This is a genomic window from Phenylobacterium glaciei (assembly GCF_016772415.1).
GTDB classification, from domain to species: Bacteria; Pseudomonadota; Alphaproteobacteria; order Caulobacterales; family Caulobacteraceae; genus Phenylobacterium; species Phenylobacterium glaciei.
On sequence record NZ_JAGSGD010000002.1, the window covers coordinates 186,434 to 205,095 of the forward strand.

Consider the following 18,662-nt stretch of genomic DNA (forward strand, 5'->3'; position numbering starts at 1 on the left):
CGCTCAGACGGAAGGGGGAGGAGCGCGATCGGGCGCGCGGGTATCGCTACGGGTGTCGCTATCGTCGCCGAGGCTTATCAGCGCGCTTTTCACATCGTCAAGCAAACGCGCCCAGGGGCGCGTGGGCGCACCACCTCGGGCGATGAACACATAGTCGAAACCGGGCTTGCCGAGCGTGGGCACGAGGGCGCGGGCGGCCTCGCGCAGACGGCGCTTGGCGCGGTTGCGCACGACGGCCCCGCCGACCTTGCGGGTGGCGGTGAAACCCACGCGCACAAGGAGTCTGTCGTCGGCGCGATGACGGGCCTGGAGCACCACGGCGCCACGGGCGCAAGAAGGCGCCTTGGCCGCGGCCAGGAAATCGGGCCGGATCTTAAGATGTTCGATGGGAAAGACGGGGTCCGTCATGCGGACACCCCAAGACCCTGGTATTAGGCGGTCAGGCGCTTACGGCCCTTGGCGCGCCGACGGGCGATCACCTTCTGGCCGTTCTTGGTGGCCATGCGCGAACGCCAGCCGTGCCGGCGTGCGCGCACGAGACGGGAGGGCTGGAAAGTGCGTTTCACGGGACTGGCTCCGGGTCGAAATCGAGGCGCGGGGAATAAGGGCTAGGGCAGGGGATGTCAACCGTTACCGGTCAAAGGTTTAGAGTCGATCACGTGGTGATCCGCACGCCAGGGCGCGACGCGCTGGTGAAGAAGGTCGCCGCCTTGTCGGGGCGGCCGGTGCTGGATGGCTATCGCCCCGGGGGCGAAGTCACGTCCCGCGGCGTGCGCTTCGCAAACGGGCCGTTCCTGGACGTCTTCGGGGAGGACGCCGGGGCGCCGGCCTTGATCCTCCAGGGGCCCATCGCGGCGATGGAAGCCCTGGCGGCGGCCCGGGACTGGGCGTACCGGAGCCATCGTCGTGAAGCGATCAGCAACCCGGACGACGACCAGCCCTGGTCGATGCTGATGTTTCGCCGGGGTCAAGGCCTGCTGACCCAGATCTCCCTGATCGAATACGCCAAGGATCCCGGCCCCTGGGCCCTGCCGGCCTTCGCCGGGCCGCTCTATCCGCCGAACACGCCGCCCGACCAGGGCGTGCGGCTGCGCCGCGTTTGGCTGGGGGCGCTAGATACCGGCCGGGCGGCGGCCGACCTGATGGCCCTGGGATTCACGGCGGCGGGGCCGGTTCAGTCGGACTTCGCACCCCACGCCGGCACCCTTTTCCGGGGACCGCGTGCAGACCTGGTGCTGTTCACCGGTCGCGACGGCGTGGCGCGACTGGACGTTGACGGATCCGCGCCTCAGCGCGTGGAGCTGACGCCAGACCTGGCCCTGGTCTGCGGTGAGGCCTGACGTCTAAGGCTTGGTCGCGCGATGGGCGCCGAAACCGGCGGCCACTTTCGGCTGTCGCGCTCCGGGTAGCAGCTCTGGCCGGTACTCGAAGTGCATGGTGTCGAAATGTCGCCACCGGCCGCCCCAGATGAAGCCGTGGCGCTCGAAGACCGCGACGATCTGCGGCGGGATGCGGTTGGCCCAGACGGCGCCCTCGCCGCCCTTCCACAGCCAGTAGTCCGACTGGGCCGTGGAGATGTCGATGGCCGCGCCATAGGCGTGCATGCTGCGCCGGGCGGTCCCGGCCACGGGGCGGCAATTATAGGCGCCGGCCGTGGGGACGAGGTACTTGATCATTTCCGGCGGCAGCGTCTGCAGGTCGGCCACCACCGCCTCCAGGGCCTTGTCGACGCCGTTGATTGTGGTGACGTTGACGCTGCCGCCCTGGGCCGAGATCGGCATCCAGAGGACCTTGCGCATGTGGGCCTGGAAGGCGCGGCTGGAACAGTCGCCGTACATCTTCAGGAACAGGGGCTCGTAGCGGGCGCGGCCCGGGTCGTCCGTGGGCGCGGTCTTCTGGGGCCTGCGCCGATAGGGCTGGGCGAACATGTCGGCTATGTCGGCCTGGTCGAGCGCGCGCTCGGTGGTCTTGCTCGGCCCGCCCTCGGAGACCGGAAAGCGCGTCCCGTCGGTCATGATGAGCTGGCCGTCCCGAACGCCCCAGACCTGATCCGGATAGGCGCTGGCCAGGGCCCCCGGCCCCGGCGCCAGCCGCGCGCTCAGGGTCGCGCAGCCGCTCAGCAGCAGCGCGGCGCTGATCGCCAGTCCCGCCCCCCAGCGGTTCATGGCGTCAGGCGAGGGTCAGGATCACGGGACCCCGGGAGGTAGCCACCAGGGTGTGTTCGTACTGCACCGTGGGCTGGCGGCCCGGCGGGCGCAGGGTCCAGCCGTCGTCCAGCTCCTCTACCCAGTCGGCGCCGAGGGACAGGAAGGGCTCGATGGTGAAGACCAGGCCCTCGCTGATGCGGCGCGGGTCGCCGGGTTCGTACCAGGTGGGGATGTCGCCGGGCTCGTCGTGCAAGGATCGGCCCACCCCGTGCGAGGCCAGGTTGCGCACCAGGCTGTAGCCGTTCTTGCGGGCGAATCCCTCGATGGAGCGGCCGATCTCGTTGAGTTTGCCGCCGGGCTTCACCGAGCGGATGCCGGTCCACATGGCGCGGCGGCCGTCGCGGCACAGGCGCTCGATCTTGGGCGCGGTGGGCGGCACCGCGAAGCTGGCGCCGGTGTCGCCGAAGAAGCCGTCGATCTCGGCGGAGACATCGATATTCACCAGGTCGCCGGCCTTGATCACCGTATCGCCGGGAATGCCGTGAGCGCAGTCGGGCCCCACCGAGATGCAGGTGGCGCCGGGGAAATCGTAGGTGACCTCCGGGGCCGATCGGGCGCCCTCGCGCTCCAGCAAGGCCCGTCCCAGCTGGTCCAGCTCACGGGTGGTGATACCGGGCTCCAGGGACGCACCCATGGCTGTCAGCGTGCGCGCCACAAGGCTGCCCGCCGCCCGGAGTTTCTCAAGTTCGTCTTCGCTGCCGATGGTCATGGGGGGAAGATGGCGCCGAATGCGCGCCGGCCCAAGGGGCTGTGCGCGTCCCTAGAGGTCCGGCCTCACGATGGTCTTGCCGACGACCTTGCGGTTGGCGAGGCTCTCGAAGGCGGCGCGCCATTCCGACAGCGGGTATTCGTGGTCGACCCGGGGATGCATCTTGCCTTCGTTGGCGAGCGCCCAGATGGCGGCGGCGTTCTCGCGGCCCTTCTCGGGGAACTGGCGGCCGTACTCGCCGGCCCGCACGCCCATCACCGAGAAGCCCTTGATCAGGGCCATGTTGACCGGCAGCACCGGCAGGCGGCCGGAGGTGAAGCCGATGGAGAGGATGCGGCCGTTGAAGGCGATGCAGCGGACGCTCTCGTCGAAGACGTCGCCGCCCACGGGGTCATAGATCACGTCGGCTCCGCGGCCGCCGGTGATCTCCTTGACGCGCTCCCGGAAGCCGCCGGTGACATTCACCACGGCGTCGGGAGCGTATTCCTTCTCGATAATGGCCAGCTTCTCGTCGGAGGCCGAGGCGGCGATCACCTTGCAGCCAAGATGCTTGGCCATATCGACGGCGGCCAGGCCCACACCGCCGGCCGCCCCATGCACCAGCACCCACTCGCCGGCCTCCACCTGGGCGCGGCGCACCAGGGAGACATAGGCTGTGAGATAGGCGGTGGCGTAGCCGGCGGCCTGGCTGAAGGAAAGGTTGGCGGGCTTGGGCCGCAGGGCCGCGGCCGGCGTCACGGCATATTCGGAGAAGCCGCCGATCCGGGCCCCGCCCACCACGGCGTCGCCGATCTGGAACTGGGTGACCCCTTCGCCCAGGGCCTCGACCTCGCCGGCGATCTCCATGCCGGGGATGAAGGGCAGGGCCGGCTTGTGCTGGTATTCGCCCTTGGTCTGCAGCAGGTCGGGGAAGTTGACCGCGGCGGCCTTGACCTTGATCCGCACCTCACCGGGCCGGGGCTCTGGCGTCTCGATCTCCTTCAGGACGCAGCCGCCGTAGTCAGCGGCCAGTTCCTCGACGACGAGGGCTTTCATCAGTGAATTCGTCCTTCCAGGCCTTCACGCACCAGGCCCGCGATCTCGCGACAGGCGACGTCGGCGCAGGGGACCGCGCCGGTGAAGGCGGTGAAGCCATGGGCCAGGCTGTCATAGCAGCGGTAGGCGGTGGGGACGCCGGCGTCCTTCAGGCGTTTGGCATAGGCTTCGCCCTGATCCACCAGCGGGTCAAAGCCGGCGGTTATCACCACGGCCGGCGCAAGGCCTGAGAGGTTGGCCGTGCGAACCGGCGACAGGCGCGGATCGGCGGGATCGGCCTCGGGGCCCATATAGTGACCCATGAACCAGTCCATGGTGGCGCGGCTCAGCGGGAAGCTCTCGGCATAGGTGGTCATGGAGGCCGTTTCGCTGGCCACGTCGGTGCAGGGATAGATCAGCAGCTGCAGGTCGGGCTGGGCCTCGGCGGCGCGCTTCAGCTCCTGGGCGACGATGGCGGCGAAGTTGCCCCCCATGGAGTCACCGCCGATGCAGGCGCGGCCGGCCGGCGCCCCGAAGCGGGCGGCGTTGTCGCGGCCCCAGCGATAGGCCGCCAGGACATCCTCCAGCCCGGCCGGGAAACGGTGCTCGGGCGCCAGTCGGTAGTCCACCGACAGCACCGGGCAGTGGGCGATCTTGGCGAGGATGCCGCAGAAAGCGTCGCAGGTCTCCAGGTCGCCGATCACCCCACCGCCGAAGTGGGCGAAGACCATCAGCGGCGCGGCCGGGTTTTGGCCCTCGGGCCGGTAGAGGCGGGCGGGGATGGTGTGGGCGCCGTTCGGAATGCTGAGGGGCTCGGTGCGCACGCCGGGTTCGGGCGGACCGCTGAGCGCCACCAGCCCCTGGGCGCTGGCCCGGCGGGCTTCCTCGGGGCTGAGCGTGGTCATGGCGGGGCCACGGGACGCGCCGGCGGCCAGGAACTGCAGGCGGGGATCGAGGGTGCGTCCGCCGCGATAGACCACCCCGCCGCCCGACAGCAGCCGCAGCAGGGAGGAGGGCAGGGACAACAGGGTGCGGACCAGGTACCGCTGGGTGGAGGCGCTCGGCACGGGTCTAGACCCCGGTCTTGGGCAGGCCCTTCACGCCCCCCTGGATCAGGGCGACCACGAAATCGGCGGCCCCCTTGATGTCGATGGGTCGGCGGGCGACCATCTTCTCGCCGACCTCGCGGGCGATGGCGATGCAGGCGGCGGCCAGGTAGTCGGGGTCGGCGCCGGGGGTTCCGCCCCGGGCGATCTCCTCGACGATGGCTTCGCGAACCTCGTTGAACACAGCGGCCATCTCCGGGGTCTCGCCATGCACGTGGGGGTGGGGCTCGTCCGGCGGACGCCGGGCCAGCCAGCTCTTGTGCTCGTCGGCCAGGAAGCCGAAATAGGCCTCGATGGCGGCGCGGACGAAGCTCTCCCAGTCGGCCGACTGGGCCCGCTGGGCCTTCAGCAGCGGCGTAAAGCGCCGGGCGCCCTCGTCGGAGAGGGCGACATAGACCTCCTCCTTGGAGCGGTAGTAGTTGTAGAAGGTGCCTGCCGCCAGACCGGTGCGGCGAATGATGTCGCGCACCGTGCAGGCCTCATAGCCCAGCTCTCCGAACACTTCGCGGGCAGCGTCCAGTATGGCCTGACGGTTCTGGACCTTGGTCTGCTCGCGCTTGCCGACCGGGAGATAAGCGACCTGGGACATCTCTTCCTGATTCAAAACGTGACGGGTGTCATACTAGACACTCGAAAGGCCGATCGCCAACCGCTGCGCGTTGCGAGCCACTAGGATGCCTTGGCTGCGCCCCAGGTGAGGATCGCGGTGGCGCCGCCATTGGCTTCGGGCAGGGCCTGGACGCGCATCGTGCGGTCGCCGTCCATGGCCGAGAACACCTTCGATCCGCCCTGGTCGAGATCCATGCCGGTCTTCAGGCCGGCGGCGGTGGCCTTGCCCTTGTAGAGCGCCACCACGGCGTCCGGCGCATCGGAGCTGGTGAAGCCCACGGCGCCGCCGATCTTGCCCGGGGCCGCTTCGCCCTGGGTGCACAGCGTGATCTTGGCCCCTGGATAGAGCGGCGCATATTCGGGCAGGCCCGCACACGGGATCGGCGCGGCGGCGGTCTTGGTCCCGGCGGCAAGCTTGGGACCGCAGGCGGTAAGCGCCAGCAGAGCGGCGGCGGCGATCAGCAGTTTCATGGTGGGCTCCGTTAAGCGCCCAGGATGTCAGCCGCCGCCAGCGCCCGCAACGCCCGGCGCATCGCAGGCCGCCCGGCACTGGCCCCAGGTAGGGGCGCAGTCGTCGCTGCCGTCACCGGCCAGGCAGAAGTAATAGGACTGGGCGCAGGACAGCCGGCATTGCCCTGCGTCACCCGCGATGGGGATGTCGGAGAGCGACCGCAGCGGGATGGAGCTCTGGGCCAGGGTCGCCGCCGCGGCGGCGGCCACGGAACCTGCCGGCACGCCGGGAGAGTCAGCCGACTGCAGTCCTCGCAGGGCGGGCGCGGCGGGGGGCGGTGGCGTGATCACCTTGATCGGCGCCTTCTGCGCGCTGGCCGGGCTGACCAGGGCCAGGCTCAGGACGAGAAGGGCGAGGACGCGGCGCATGGCCCATCCTCGCCCACGGCCCTTAAGACCCGGTTAACCATGTTCTCAATTCCGCCACCTCACACCGTCCGCGCGGCGCGGTCCTTGGCGTTGGTCGCCTGGATGGACTCCTTGGCCTGGCTCCACTGGTCGTCAGTCCAGGCGCGCAGACCCGAGAAATTGCCCCCCGAAGCCTGCCAGGCGGCGCCGTCGATGGCGATGGTCTGGCCGTTCACATAGGCCGAGAGCGGGTGCAGCAGGTAGACCGCCAGGTTGGCCAGTTCCCGCATCTCGCCGACCCGGCCCATGGGGTTGCCGGTGCGGCTGGCTTCGCCGTCGTTGCGCTGCTCGCCGGGATTGAGCCGGGCGCTCATCCCCTCGGTGGGGAAGGGACCGGGCGCGATGTTGTTGAAGCGGATGCCGTAGGGTCCCCACTCCACGGCCAGCGACTGACTCATGGTGGCCAGACCCGCCTTGGACATGGCCGACGGCACGGTGAAGGGGCCGCCGTTCCAGATCCAGGTGGTGAGGATGGAGACCACCGAGGCCTTCTTGCCTTCCTCGATCCAGCGCTTGCCGGCGTCCAGGGTCACGAAGAACGAGCCCCTGAAGACGATGTTGGCGATGGCGTCAAAACCGCGCGGCGAGAGGTCCTGGGTGCGGCTGATGAAATTTCCGGCGGCGTTGTTGACCAGGCCGGTGAGCGCCCCGCCGTCGGACCAGATCTTGTCCATCATCTCGGTGATGGCCTCGGGCACGCGGATGTCGCACGCGATGCCCACCACCTTGCCGCCGTGGGCGTCCATCAGGTCCTTGGCCGTGGCCTCCACGATCCCGCCACGGCGGCCGCAGATATAGACCTGCGCGCCCAGGATCAGGCAGGCCTCGGCCATCACCTTGCCCAGGCCGGTGCCGCCGCCGGTGATCAGAATCCGCTCGCCCTTCATCAGGCCGGGACGGAACATCAGGTCGTCTTGGGTCAGTTCGGCCATGGCCGCGCTCCTCCTTATTGTTGAGAGAAGTGCGCGCCGCTGACGCCGGGTCGGTCAAACGAAAAGGGGGACCGCCTTGCAGCGATCCCCCTTCGACGTCCCCGTAGAACTCTGGGTGCTTTTAGAACTCTTCCCAGCTGTCGTCCTCAGCCTGGGGCCGATGGGCGAGCGCGGTGTTTCCGCGGCTGGCGGGAGCTTGGTGTTGCGTGACCTGCGGCCGGTGGGCCGGGGCGTGGCGAGCCGGCGCGGCGGGAGCCGCGCGGCCGGTGGCGCGGGCGGCCTGGGGCGCGCCCGAGACCCGGAAGCGGCCCACCAGTCGGGCCAGTTCCTCGGCCTCGTCGGCCAGCACACGGCTGGCGGCGGTGGACTCTTCCACCATGGCCGCGTTTTGCTGGGTCACCTGGTCCATCTGGTTGACGGCGGTGTTCACCTGGCCGAGGCCGAGCGCTTCTTCCTTGGCCGAGGCGGCGATCTCGCCGACCACGTTGGAGATCTCGCCGACCTGACGAACGATCCGTTCCAGGGCCTTGCCGGTCTCATCCACCAGACCCACGCCCTCGGCGACCTGTTGGGTCGAGGCCGAGATGAGCGCCTTGATCTCCTTGGCGGCTTCGGCGGAGCGCTGGGCCAGGGCGCGGACTTCGGAGGCGACGACGGCGAAGCCCTTGCCGGACTCCCCGGCGCGGGCGGCTTCGACGCCGGCGTTCAGGGCCAGCAGGTTGGTCTGGAAGGCGATTTCGTCGACCACGCCGATGATCTGGCTGATCTTGTTGGAGCCTTCCTGGATCTTGTTCATGGCCACGACGGCCTTGCGCACGATCTCGCCGGACTGTTCGGCGTCGGTCTTGGCCGAGGCGGTTGCCTCGCGCCCGTGGGTGGCGCCTTCGGAGGTCTTGTTGACGGTGGCGGTGATCTCGTCGAGGGCCGCGGCGGTCTCTTCCAGGGTCGCGGCCTGGTGCTCGGTGCGGCGCGACAGGTCGTCGGCCGAGTGGCTGATCTCGCCCGCGCCGGACTGGATGGAAGCGGTGGCGCCGGCGATGGCGGTCATGGCCTCTTCCAGCTTGGCCACGGCGGCGTTGAAGTCGTCGCGAAGCTTGCGGTAGTCGCCGGGGAACTCGGTGTCGACGCGGTAGGTCAGGTCGCCGGCGGCGAGCGCATCGAGGGCGCGGGCCAGGTTGGTGACCACATTGGCCTGTTCCTCGGCGATGGCCGCGGCGGCTTCGGCGTTCTGACGGCGGGCGGCTTCCGAGGAGGCCTCGGAGGCTTCGCTCTCCTGACGCAGTTTTTCCAGGTGGAGCTGGTTGTCGCGGAAGACGGTCAGGGAGGAGACGATGGCGCCCAGCTCGTCCTTACGGGCCAGGGCGTCCAGATTGATGCTGTTGTCGCCGCGCGAGAGGGCCTCGGTGGCGCCGGCGATCTTCTTGACGTCGCGGCGCAGGGTCAGGGTCAGGCTCAGCGCCAGGGCGCCGGCGATCAGCAGGGTGGCGAGCGCGCCCACCAGGGTGGTGGTCTGGGCGGTCTTGGCGCGGGCGGCGCTGGCGGCGGCGCTGGTGTCGGTGACCTTCTGGCCTGCGTCCACGATCCTGTGGAGGGTGCCGCTCATCTTCGAGTACTCCTCCTCGAAGGGCGCGGCGAAGCCGGCGGCGGTGCCGAAGTCGGCGCCGATCATGGCGCAGATCACGTCGAGGGCGTCGCGGGTGTTCTTCAGGGCCTTGATCAGGTCGTCATAGGACTTCTTCTGATCGGCGGGCGCGGTCTTGCGGGCGGTCTCGACTTCCTTGGTGATGGAGTCGATCTCAGCCAGCATCGCCTGGGAGTCGCCCTCGATCTTCTCGACCTCGATGGAGGCGGCCTGGTGGGTCAGCAGGAAATAGAGTTGGCCGTGAACGGCGGTGATCCGTTCAGAGACCTTCTGCATGCGCAGGCTGTTGGGCATGTCCACCTGGACCACCTGCCGCAACTCGGCCGACTGGACGCGTTGCAGGATGATGGCGCCGGTGGCCAGGCAGGCCAGCATGACGAGAGCGAAAGCGGGCGCGAAGCCGATCTTGATGATCAGCGGCGTATCCACGAGCCTGAAGCGCTTCACAATATATTCCCCCCGTAAACACGGTTAGCGACTCGGTCACCATGCCTCCAGGTTGCTAACCAAACGTCACCGAAGTGGGGTTAGTCACGATTTCTGACCTCCGCGACATATACAGAGACTCCGAAAATGTGAATCAAGTATTCACGATTTATTAACCATGATTATGGCGCGCCGCATCAGACTCTCTTAACCCCGGTAGTTCATCCTGAGATTGTCCAAATCTAGAAAGGAGTGGGGCATGAAAAATATCATCAAGATCTTGGGCGGTTGCGCCCTGGCTCTGGCGGTCGCCGGTTCGGCGTCTGCTGGGAGCTTTGAGGACAGCATGGGCCGTTGCCTGACGAAGAACGCTAACACGCGGGACGCGGCGATGGTCATGCTGGAGTGCACCGCTGACGCCGGCAAGCTCTCGGGCTGCAAGGTGCTCGAGGACAGCAAGCCGAACAAGGGCTTCGACAAGGCCGCGCTCTGCGTCGCCGAAGCGTTGCCGATGGGCTCGAAGACCGGCACCGTGAAGGTTCCGATGCGCTTCCCGGGCGGCGGCTAGACCGCCGCTCCAAGAATTCTCATTCTTGCAAATTCGCGCCTCCGGCCCTCGGGCCGGGGGCGTTTTGTATTTCAGCTCTATTTATTGACCCGGGAGATCAGCTCCATCGCGGCGGCCGGAGCGCGCACCTTGCCCTCGTGGATGAAGTAGCTGAACACGTCGACCGGCTGTTCGGCCGGGGCGGTGCGGTCCACCGGCGTCAGGTCGTCGGGGCAGCGGCCTTGCGCATATTCCGTGAACCGCCTGGCCCACTTGTCGAGCCCCTCGGGCGCGTAGCCGGTGGGGATGTCATCGGAGCCGTCGATCAGGCGCGCATAGACGAAGTCGGCGGTGACGTCGGGGATCATCGGATAGCGGTCGTTCTCCGAGACGCAGATCGCCACGTTGCGGTTGCGGCACATCCTCACGAAGGCCACGTCCACGAAGCTCGGGTTGCGCACCTCCACCACGTGCCGCAGCTTCAGACCTTCTTGGGTCTTGGGCAGCAGGTCGAGGAAGGCCTCGAAGTCGGCGGGCTCGAATTTCTTGGTGGGCATGAACTGCCAGAGGATCGGGCCTAGCCGGTCCCCCAGTTCGACGATCCCCTGGTTCAGGAACTTGCTGATCGAGTCCGCCGACTGGGCCAGGATCTTGCGGTTGGTGCAGAACCGCGAGGCCTTCAGGGAAAACACGAAGCCCTCGGGCGTCGCGGCCTTCCACTTGGCGAAGGTCTCGGGCTTCTGCGACGAATAGTAGGTGGAATTGATCTCGATGGAGGTCAGGTGGCGGCTGGCATAGGCGAGCTCGTCGGCCTGCTTGAGGCCCTCAGGATAGAAGACTCCGCGCCAGGGCTCGAAGGTGAAGCCCCCGATTCCGGCCCGGATGTAACCTGCCTGCGCCATGCCGCCCGACCCCGCTATTTCCGCGCCGCGGCGGTCTTGTCCCGCTCGGCCTTGAATTCAGACCCGGCCTTCCACTCCGGCCACTCGCGGGAATTGGCGAGCTTGGTCCCCAGCACCAGCAGCATGTCGGCGTTCTGAGCCGCGCCGGAAAGGTCCCAGTCGGGAGAATATTCGTCCGCCGGCTGGTGGTATTTGTCGGTGGTGTAGGCTTTCTGCAGGGCCTCGCCGCGGGCCTTGCCGCCGGTCACCAGGTCCTGGCCCCCGCCGAAGGAGATGGCCGGCACGCCGCGCTTGGCGAAGGAGAAGTGGTCGGAGCGGAAGAAGCTGCCGGCGCCCGGACGCGGGTCGGGGCTGTAGGTCATGTGATAGCCCTTGGCGACCTCGATCAGGTCGTCCTGAAGGGTCAGGGGCGCGTCGCCCGAGGTGCCGAAGTCCCGCGACGGACCGTTGGTGGCCGCCCCGTCCATGTTGATATCGGCCACGGTGGTGGCCAGCGGATAAAGCGGGTTGGCGGCGTAGTATTCCGAACCCAGCAGGCCCTTTTCCTCGGCGGTGACGGAAAGGAACAGCATGGAGCGCTCGGTGCGCGGCTGGGCCGCAGCCGCCCGCGCCATCTCGATCAGCACCGAGGTGCCCGAGGCGTTGTCCAGGGCGCCGTTATAGATGCGGTCGCCCTTGGCGTCGGGCAGGCCGACCCCCAGGTGGTCCCAGTGGGCGGTGTAGATCACCTTCTCCTGGGGATGCTTGGTCCCCGCCAGGATGCCCGCCACGTTCTTCGATACGATCTTCTTGGCCACCACGTCGATGTCGGTGGAGAAGGTGACGCCCTTCAGGTCCACCGGCTTGAAGTCGCGGGTTTGAGCCAGCTTCTTCAGGGCCTCGAAGTCGAGGCCAGAGGCCTTGAACAGCGCCACGGTGGGATCGCGCTGGATCCAGGCCTCGATAGGGGCGTGGGCCTTGGTGGGGTCGGCGCGGATGATGTCGAAGACGGTGTTGGTGTTGGAGTTCTTGACGGTGTTCCAGCCGTAGGAGGCCGGGCCGGTCTCGTGGATGACGATGAAGCCCACGGCGCCTTGGCGCGCGGCCTCCTCGTACTTGTAGGTCCAGCGGCCGTAATAGGTCATGGCCTTGCCGCCGAAGTCGCCCTCGCCGGTCTCGAAGTCGGGGTCGTTGACCAGCACCAGGGCGATCTTGCCCTTCAGGTCATAACCCTTGAAGTCGTCCCAATTGCGCTCGGGCGCCTTGACACCGTAGCCGATGAAGACGACGGGCGCGTCCTTGACCGTGACGTGGTCGACGCCGGTCTGCGGGGCGCGGATGGCGATCTGGTCGCCCTGGGTCCAGGTCTGGACCTGGCCGCCCACGGTGACGCTGACCTTGATGGGGTCCTTGTTGTCGAACTGGGCCAGCGGCACGTCCTGGGTCCAGGCGCGGCTGCCGTCCTTCTGCAGGTCGCCGCCGGGCTTCAGGCCGACGGCCTTGAACTGCTCGGTCAGGTACTTGACGGTCTTGACCTCGCCGGCGGTGGCCGGGCCGCGGCCCTCGAAGTCATCGGAGGCCAGGATTTTCACGTGCTCAGCGATCTTGGCGGGGCTGACGCCGGCCTGGGCGGGAAGGCTGAGGGCCAAAACAGCCCACGCAGAAGCGCCGGCCAGGAGGAATTGTTTCATGAATACACTCGGGCAAGGACCAATTTGCCCGGGACCCTAGCGAGGCCGATGCGGCGGCGCTAGAGGATCGCGCCGGAAACCGAGGTTATGGTTAAGTCATTCAAGCTTGAACGAGTTTGTCGAAAAAGGTGTGACAGATGCGCCCCACTCGCTATGGCGAAGCCCCTTTGTATCGCCTCTGCAATTTTGGGGACGGCTTGCTATGATCAAGGAAGCTTCAGCTAACCGCGTCGCGCCTCCCCAAAGCCGATACACTCGGCGGCGATTCGCGGTCTGACAACGACAGAGATCATGCGCCCCGCCACATTCGTAGCCGGACTGGCCTGTCTCACGCTTGCCGCGTGCGCTTCCGCGCGCAAGCCCGAGATCGCCGTACCGACCGCCTTCGAGGCGCCCCCGTCCGCCCCTGCGACCATTGACGCCACGGCGCTTGACCGCTGGTGGACCCAGTTCAACGATCCGGTGCTCACCGCCCTGATCGAGGACGCCCTGGTCCGCGCGCCGGACGCCCGCTCGGCCGCCGCGCGGCTGACGGAGGCGCGCGCCACCTCGTCCAACGCCCTGATCGCCTTCCTGCCCCAGGGCGCCGCCTCAGGCACGACACGGGAAACCCACACCACCCAGACCTCGGGCACGGTGGTCAATATCCCGGGCTTCTCCACCAACGGTGAGAGCACCTCTTCCAGCGCCACTTTCAATGTGAGCTGGGAGGCCGATCTGTTCGGCCGCATCTTCGCGGTGGCCAAGGCCGCGAAGGGCGACACCAACCAGGCGCAGGCCAGCTATGAGGGCGCGCGCGCCAGCCTGGCGGCCAACATCGCCGACACCTATTTCCTGGCCCGCGGCCAGGCCATCCAGCTTGAGGATGCGCGCGAAACCGCCCGCATCCAGCGCGGCCTGCAGCAGGTCGCCAACCTCCGGGCCGAGCGCGGTCTGGGGTCCGCCTCGGAAGCCGACCGCGTGGCCGGAGACCTGGCCCAGGCCGAGGGAAACGCCGCCAGCCTCGAGGCCGAGCTGAAGGCCACCCGTCGCACCCTGCTGGTGCTGGTGGGCCGGGGCGTCGATCCCCTGGCCAGCATCCCCACACCGGCCAGTGTCGGTGAGATTCCGCCCGTGCCCGCCACGGTGCCTGGCGAACTGCTGGCCCGACGCCCCGACGTGCGCCAGGCCGAGGCCGCCGTGCGTTCGGCGGCCGGCCGCCTGACCTACGCCCAGCTGGCCTTCTTCCCGACCTTCACCCTGACGCCGGGTATCGGCCTCTCGCGGTCCGAGCAGCCGGGCTACCAGTCCACCACCCGCAACTGGTCGATCGGGGCCGGGCTCACCCAGCCGATCCTGTCGATCCCCAAGCTGCTGCAGGACCTGAAGGCCCAGAACGCCCGCACCGAACAGGCGGTGATCGCCTATGAAAAGGCCGTGCAGACCGCCTATGGCGAGGCCGACAGCGCGCTCACCCGCCTGGACTCCGACCGCCGCCGCGTCGGTCTGCTGGCCGATGGTGAGCTCCGCGCCGAGCGGGCCTATGAGGCCAGCCGCGTCCGCTACGCCGCCGGTCTTGATGATCTCTCCACCGCGTTGGGGGCCGAACAGTCCTGGCGCTCGACGCGATCGGCGCTGACCAGCGCGCAGGTTCAAGCCCTGCGCCGCGCCGTCCAGACCTACAAGGCGCTCGGAGGCGGCTGGCCCGCCACCCCCGTGCTCGCCAAGCAAGAGGCACGCTAGACGTGACGAGAACCGCCACCGCCCTCATCCTCGCCCTGGTCGCGACCCTGGCCCTTGCCGGTTGCGGCAAGAAGCCCGTGACCAAGGAGACCGACAGCCAGCGCGCCCGCGCTGTGCGCGTGGTCAAGGTCGAGCCTCGCCAGATCATCGGCTCGCTCACCGCCTCAGGCGTCCTGACGCCGCGCGAAGAAGCCGCCGTCCTGCCCGAGGTCACCGGATACCGGGTGGCCCGGGTGCTGGTGGACGCCGGGCAATATGTCCGCGCAGGCCAGACCCTGGTCCAGCTCGACGGCGCGCTGATCGCCGCCCAGGTGGAGCAGCAGGGGGCGCTCGCCGCCCAGAGCGCCATCCAGGCCGAACAGGCCGAAGCCCAGGCGGCCCGCGTGAAGGGCCTCGACGGCCAGGGCGTGCTCTCGCAGGAACAGCTCGATCAGCGCCGGTTCCAGGCCCGCGCCGCGCGGGCCACCGCCAACGCGCAGGCCGCCGCCTACAAGGACGCCCGCACGCGGGCCAGCAAGCTGGCGGTCACCGCCCCGGTCTCGGGCCTGGTGCTGGAGCGCAATGTGCGCCCGGGTGACCTTTCCGCCGGCGGCGCGACCCCGTGGTTCCGGCTGGCCCAGGGCGGCGAGGTCGAACTGCTGGCCGAACTTTCCGAGGAAGACCTCGCCCGGGTCCGGCCCGGCCAACGCGCCAGCGTCGTGCTGTCCACCGGGACCAGCGCCGAGGGCTATGTGCGGCTGGTCTCACCCCAGGTGAACGCCCAGACCAAGCTCGGCACGGTGCGCATCCACCTGCCCGTCCGCTCCGACATCCGCTCCGGCGGCTATGGCCGCGCCCTGTTCGCCGATGTGGTGGGCGAGAGCCTGGCCGTGCCGGAAACCGCCGTCCGCTACGACGCCGACGGCGCCAGCGTGATGGTGGTGGGCGCCGACAACCGCGTGAAGCGGGTGAGCGTCCAGACCGGGTCACGCGGCTCGGGCCTGGTGTCCCTGATCAAGGGTCCGCCGGCCGGCTCCCGCGTGGTGCTGAACGCCGCGGCCTTCCTGCTGGACGGTGACATGGTGCGTCCGAGCGAGGGCCCGGTTCCCATGGCCAAACCCGTGAGCGCGAAAAAATGACCCACGCGCCGCAAGATCACGACGACGGCCGCGGGTTCCAGATCTCGTCCTGGGCGATCCGCAACCCGGTCCCGGTGGTGGTGCTGTTCATCGCGCTCGTCCTGGCCGGGATGATTTCCTACGGCGGGCTGCCGGTGAAGCAGTTCCCCAACGTTCAGTTCCCGATGGTGAACATCACCGTGACCCAGTCGGGCGCGGCGCCGGGCGAGATCGAGACCCAGATCACCCGGCCGGTGGAGGACGCGCTGGCCGGCATCTCCAACGTCAAGAACATCTACTCGACCGTGACGCTGGGGGTCTCCACCACCAATGTCGAGTTCGAGCTGGGTGAGGACCTGCAGAAGAAGACCGACGAGGTCCGCTCGCGCATGGACCAGACCCGGGCGGTACTGCCCCGCGAGATCGACGAGCCGACGGTCACCCGGGTGGAGCTGGATAGCCAGCCGATCCTGACCTACGCCGTGGCCGCCCCGGCCATGTCGGACGCCGAGCTTTCCTGGTTCATCGACGACACCATCGCCCGCGAGCTCCAGACCGAGAAGGGGGTCTCCCAGATTTCCCGCGTCGGCGGGGTGAACCGCGAGATCAACATCCTCATCGACCCTGACCGGATGGCGGCCCGCGGTCTGACCGCGCCCCAGATCAACACCGCCCTGCGCGGCTTCGACATCGACGCGCCCGGCGGCCGGGTGGCGATCGGCGGCCGCGAACAGACCCTGCGGGTGCTTGGCGCGGTCAATACGCTCAACGCCCTGCGCGACCTGACCATCCCCACAGGCGGCGGACGCTATGTGAAGTTGACCGACGTGGCCGAGGTCGGCGACGGCTCCAGCGAGGTGCGCGGCTTCGCGCGTCTGAACGGCGCGGCGGTGGTCGGCTTCCAGGTGATGAAGACCCGCGACTCCAGCGACGTCGGCGTCGACGACGCGGTGATCAAGGCCATCGCCAAGCTGGAGCAGGCCCACCCGGGGGTGAAGTTCACCCGAATCTTCTCCTCCGTCGACGAGACCCGCGCCAGCTTCCGCGCCACGCAGCACGTGCTGCTGGAAGGCATGTTGCTGGCGGCCATCGTGGTGTTCGTGTTCCTGCGCGACTGGCGCTCGACGATGATCACCGCCTTCGCCATGCCGATCTCGCTGATCCCGACCTTTTTCTTCATGAAGCTGTTCGGGTTCTCGCTGAACGTCGTGACCCTGCTGGCCCTGACCCTGGTGGTGGGCATCCTTGTCGATGACGCCATCGTGGAGATCGAGAACATCGAGAAACGGGTGGCCCAGGGCATGCGGCCCTTCAAGGCCGCCCTGCAGGGCGCCGACGCCATCGGCCTGGCGGTGGTGGCCACCACCATGGCCATCGTCGTGGTGTTCATGCCGGTCAGCTTCATGAAGGGCATGGCCGGCCAGTTCTTCCGGGAATTCGGCCTGACGGTCTGCGTGGCTGTGCTGTTCTCCCTTGTGGTGGCCAGACTTCTGACGCCGCTGATGGCCGCCTATCTGCTGAAGCCCACCAGCCACCCGGTGGAGCGCAAGCCCTTCGAGGGCTTTTACCGCAACGCCCTGGAATGGTCCCTCGACCACCGGATCGTCGCCTGCATCCTGGGCGGCGTGGTGTTCGTGGGCTCGCTGTTCCTGGTGCCCATGCTGCCGCAAGGCTTCCAGCCGGCCGGCGATCCCGACTACATCTATGTCGACCTGCAAGGCCCCCCCGGTGCGAGCGCCGCGGCCATGGAGGACGTCGCCCTGCGCGTCAGCCACGTGTTCATGGGCCGACCCGGCGTGCGGGCCGTCTTCGCCCAGGTGGGCTCCACCGCCAGTTCCGGAGGTCCCGGCTTCGGCGGGGCCGGCGGCGGCAGCGACCTGCGCAACGGCACGGTCACCGTCCTGCTGGACGAGCACCGCACCATCAGCGGCGACGAACTGAAGGCCCAGACCCGCCAGGCCCTGCGCGAGGTGCCCGACGCCCGCATCACCTTCCTGAACTTCCAGGGGTCGGCGGGCCTGCAGGCCATCCTCGCCTCCAACGACCCAGCCGCCCTGACGGCCGCGTCGCTGGAGCTGGAAAAGCAGATGCGGACCATCGACATCATCGCCGATCCGCACGCCTCGGCCCCGCCGATCGGCCCGGAACTGGTGATCCGCCCCCGCGCCGACGAGGCCGCGCGCCTTGGCGTATCGGTGGACACCATCGCCCAGGTGGCCCGCGTCGCCACGGTGGGCGACATCGACGCCAATGTCGCCAAGCTGACCGCCGGCGAGCGCCGCATTCCGATCCGCATCCGCATGCCCGCCGACGCCCGCGCCGATCTGGAGCGGATCAAGGCCCTTCGCATCCCCACCGTCACCGGGGGCTCCACGACGCTGGACGCCGTGGCCGATGTCAGCTTCCAGGCGGGTCCCGCCAAGATCGACCGCCTCAACCGCAAGCGTCAGCTGACCATCCAGGCCGAGCTGAACGGCGCGGAGCTCGGGGACGCCTACAAGCGGGTCCGCGCCCTGCCGATCATGAAGCACCTGCCGCCGGGCGTGGCTCCGGCCGAGACCGGTCAGCTGGAGGCCCAGCAGGAGCTGTTCGGCTCCTTCGGCCTGGCCCTCTTCGCCGGTGTGGCGATGATCTACGGCGTTCTGGTCCTGTTGTTCCGCAGCTTCTTCAAGCCGGCGGTGATCCTGACGGCCCTGCCGCTGTCCTTCGCGGGCGCCTTCCTGGGGTTGTTGATCTTCAACCTCTCGCTCTCGATCCCTTCGCTGATCGGCTTCCTGATGCTGATGGGCCTGGCGGCGAAGAACTCCATCCTGCTGGTGGAGTACGCCATCGAGCGAGAGCGAGAGGGCATCCCGCAGCGCGACGCCATCCTGGAAGCCTGCCGAGAGCGGGCCCGGCCCATCGTCATGACCACCATGGCCATGGCCGCGGGCATGCTTCCTACCGCCTTCGCCCTGGAAAAGGGTGCGGAGTTCCGTCAGCCGATGGCCGTGGCCGTGATCGGCGGCCTGATCACCTCGACCCTGCTGTCGCTGGTGCTGGTGCCGGTGGTCTACGAGCTGGTGGATGACTTCGAGATGTGGCTGCGGCCGCGCCTGGCCAAGCTGGTGACCCCCCGCGACGCCCCAGCGGTCGCCGCGCCCGAGGACCGGCTCTAGAGC

The 18,662-nt window shown here is 68.6% G+C and carries 18 protein-coding genes; 5 read left to right on the forward strand and 13 right to left on the reverse strand.

The genetic code is table 11. From position 1 onward, the window contains the following. Positions 1-3 precede the first annotated feature (3 nt). Positions 4-408 carry a ribonuclease P protein component gene (rnpA, locus tag JKL49_RS19735; RefSeq protein ID WP_215343145.1) on the reverse strand — a complete coding sequence of 135 codons (405 nt, stop codon included), beginning with the start codon at positions 406-408 and terminating at the stop codon, positions 4-6. Between the two features lie 23 nt (positions 409-431). Next, positions 432-566 carry a 50S ribosomal protein L34 gene (gene rpmH / locus JKL49_RS19740; RefSeq protein WP_215343146.1) on the reverse strand — a complete coding sequence of 45 codons (135 nt, stop codon included), beginning with the start codon at positions 564-566 and terminating at the stop codon, positions 432-434. Between the two features lie 96 nt (positions 567-662). Between rpmH and JKL49_RS19745 the strand changes: the two genes are divergently transcribed. Then, a complete protein-coding gene (locus JKL49_RS19745) occupies positions 663-1,340 on the forward strand; it encodes a hypothetical protein (protein ID WP_215343147.1) in 678 nt (225 codons plus the stop codon). Positions 1,341-1,343: 3 nt separating this feature from the next. Here JKL49_RS19745 and JKL49_RS19750 read toward each other — a convergent pair whose 3' ends face one another. From JKL49_RS19750 to JKL49_RS21285, 9 genes are all read right to left on the reverse strand, one after another. Then, the gene (locus JKL49_RS19750) at positions 1,344-2,165 is read right to left on the reverse strand and encodes a M15 family metallopeptidase (RefSeq protein ID WP_215343148.1); all 822 of its coding nucleotides are present in this window, start codon (positions 2,163-2,165) and stop codon (positions 1,344-1,346) included. A gap of 4 nt (positions 2,166-2,169) precedes the next feature. After that, entirely contained in the window at positions 2,170-2,916 is a 747-nt protein-coding gene (map, locus tag JKL49_RS19755) for a type I methionyl aminopeptidase (protein ID WP_215343149.1), read from the reverse strand. Between the two features lie 51 nt (positions 2,917-2,967). Next, positions 2,968-3,951: an NADPH:quinone oxidoreductase family protein gene (locus tag JKL49_RS19760; RefSeq protein ID WP_215343150.1), complete on the reverse strand. Its 984-nt coding sequence runs from the start codon at positions 3,949-3,951 to the stop codon at positions 2,968-2,970. Then, positions 3,951-4,997 (reverse strand): alpha/beta hydrolase, encoded by a 1,047-nt coding sequence (locus JKL49_RS19765; RefSeq protein WP_215343151.1) that lies wholly within the window; start codon positions 4,995-4,997, stop codon positions 3,951-3,953. Before JKL49_RS19765 ends, JKL49_RS19760 begins: the two co-directional genes overlap by 1 nt. A gap of 4 nt (positions 4,998-5,001) precedes the next feature. After that, complete coding sequence (locus tag JKL49_RS19770) at positions 5,002-5,625, reverse strand: TetR/AcrR family transcriptional regulator (protein WP_215343152.1); 624 nt, start codon at positions 5,623-5,625, stop codon at positions 5,002-5,004. A gap of 80 nt (positions 5,626-5,705) precedes the next feature. Then, positions 5,706-6,116 carry a hypothetical protein gene (locus JKL49_RS19775; protein WP_215343153.1) on the reverse strand — a complete coding sequence of 137 codons (411 nt, stop codon included), beginning with the start codon at positions 6,114-6,116 and terminating at the stop codon, positions 5,706-5,708. Positions 6,117-6,143: 27 nt separating this feature from the next. Further along, positions 6,144-6,524, reverse strand: a complete 381-nt coding sequence (locus JKL49_RS19780; protein WP_215343154.1) for a hypothetical protein — start codon at positions 6,522-6,524, stop codon at positions 6,144-6,146. A gap of 59 nt (positions 6,525-6,583) precedes the next feature. Beyond that, complete coding sequence (locus JKL49_RS19785; protein WP_215343155.1) at positions 6,584-7,495, reverse strand: SDR family oxidoreductase; 912 nt, start codon at positions 7,493-7,495, stop codon at positions 6,584-6,586. A 121-nt stretch (positions 7,496-7,616) separates the two neighbouring features. Next, a complete protein-coding gene (locus tag JKL49_RS21285; RefSeq protein WP_347340427.1) occupies positions 7,617-9,584 on the reverse strand; it encodes a methyl-accepting chemotaxis protein in 1,968 nt (655 codons plus the stop codon). A 238-nt stretch (positions 9,585-9,822) separates the two neighbouring features. Here JKL49_RS21285 and JKL49_RS19795 point away from each other — a divergent pair, with 238 nt between their 5' ends. Further along, the gene (locus JKL49_RS19795; RefSeq protein WP_215343156.1) at positions 9,823-10,131 is read left to right on the forward strand and encodes an energy transducer TonB family protein; all 309 of its coding nucleotides are present in this window, start codon (positions 9,823-9,825) and stop codon (positions 10,129-10,131) included. A 77-nt stretch (positions 10,132-10,208) separates the two neighbouring features. Here the strand turns inward: JKL49_RS19795 and JKL49_RS19800 are convergent, their stop codons facing one another. Next, a complete protein-coding gene (locus JKL49_RS19800) occupies positions 10,209-11,012 on the reverse strand; it encodes a DUF72 domain-containing protein (RefSeq protein WP_215343157.1) in 804 nt (267 codons plus the stop codon). A 14-nt stretch (positions 11,013-11,026) separates the two neighbouring features. Continuing rightward, a complete protein-coding gene (locus tag JKL49_RS19805; RefSeq protein ID WP_215343158.1) occupies positions 11,027-12,682 on the reverse strand; it encodes a M28 family metallopeptidase in 1,656 nt (551 codons plus the stop codon). 291 nt (positions 12,683-12,973) lie between these two features. Between JKL49_RS19805 and JKL49_RS19810 the strand changes: the two genes are divergently transcribed. The 3 genes from JKL49_RS19810 to JKL49_RS19820 are packed head-to-tail and all read left to right on the forward strand — an operon-like array spanning position 12,974 to position 18,659. Then, positions 12,974-14,404 carry an efflux transporter outer membrane subunit gene (locus JKL49_RS19810; protein WP_215343159.1) on the forward strand — a complete coding sequence of 477 codons (1,431 nt, stop codon included), beginning with the start codon at positions 12,974-12,976 and terminating at the stop codon, positions 14,402-14,404. Positions 14,405-14,406: 2 nt separating this feature from the next. Beyond that, positions 14,407-15,522 carry an efflux RND transporter periplasmic adaptor subunit gene (locus JKL49_RS19815; RefSeq protein WP_215343160.1) on the forward strand — a complete coding sequence of 372 codons (1,116 nt, stop codon included), beginning with the start codon at positions 14,407-14,409 and terminating at the stop codon, positions 15,520-15,522. Continuing rightward, positions 15,519-18,659, forward strand: coding sequence for an efflux RND transporter permease subunit (locus tag JKL49_RS19820; RefSeq protein WP_215343161.1), 3,141 nt, complete (start codon positions 15,519-15,521; stop codon positions 18,657-18,659). The genes JKL49_RS19815 and JKL49_RS19820 overlap by 4 nt, the downstream gene beginning before the upstream one ends. Positions 18,660-18,662: the final 3 nt, after the last annotated feature.

Excerpts from the sequence above, each read along its gene's own strand:
- JKL49_RS19820 (WP_215343161.1), top strand. The coding sequence starts at position 15,519 with ATGACCCACGCGCCGCAAGATCACGACGACGGCCGCGGGTTCCAGATC.
- JKL49_RS19775 (WP_215343153.1), bottom strand. The coding sequence starts at position 6,116 with ATGAAACTGCTGATCGCCGCCGCCGCTCTGCTGGCGCTTACCGCCTGC.
- JKL49_RS19800 (WP_215343157.1), bottom strand. The coding sequence starts at position 11,012 with ATGGCGCAGGCAGGTTACATCCGGGCCGGAATCGGGGGCTTCACCTTC.
- rnpA (WP_215343145.1), bottom strand. The coding sequence starts at position 408 with ATGACGGACCCCGTCTTTCCCATCGAACATCTTAAGATCCGGCCCGAT.
- JKL49_RS19795 (WP_215343156.1), top strand. The coding sequence starts at position 9,823 with ATGAAAAATATCATCAAGATCTTGGGCGGTTGCGCCCTGGCTCTGGCG.
- JKL49_RS19810 (WP_215343159.1), top strand. The coding sequence starts at position 12,974 with ATGCGCCCCGCCACATTCGTAGCCGGACTGGCCTGTCTCACGCTTGCC.
- JKL49_RS19750 (WP_215343148.1), bottom strand. The coding sequence starts at position 2,165 with ATGAACCGCTGGGGGGCGGGACTGGCGATCAGCGCCGCGCTGCTGCTG.
- JKL49_RS19760 (WP_215343150.1), bottom strand. The coding sequence starts at position 3,951 with ATGAAAGCCCTCGTCGTCGAGGAACTGGCCGCTGACTACGGCGGCTGC.
- JKL49_RS19780 (WP_215343154.1), bottom strand. The coding sequence starts at position 6,524 with ATGCGCCGCGTCCTCGCCCTTCTCGTCCTGAGCCTGGCCCTGGTCAGC.
- JKL49_RS19805 (WP_215343158.1), bottom strand. The coding sequence starts at position 12,682 with ATGAAACAATTCCTCCTGGCCGGCGCTTCTGCGTGGGCTGTTTTGGCC.
- JKL49_RS19785 (WP_215343155.1), bottom strand. The coding sequence starts at position 7,495 with ATGGCCGAACTGACCCAAGACGACCTGATGTTCCGTCCCGGCCTGATG.
- JKL49_RS19770 (WP_215343152.1), bottom strand. The coding sequence starts at position 5,625 with ATGTCCCAGGTCGCTTATCTCCCGGTCGGCAAGCGCGAGCAGACCAAG.
- map (WP_215343149.1), bottom strand. The coding sequence starts at position 2,916 with ATGACCATCGGCAGCGAAGACGAACTTGAGAAACTCCGGGCGGCGGGC.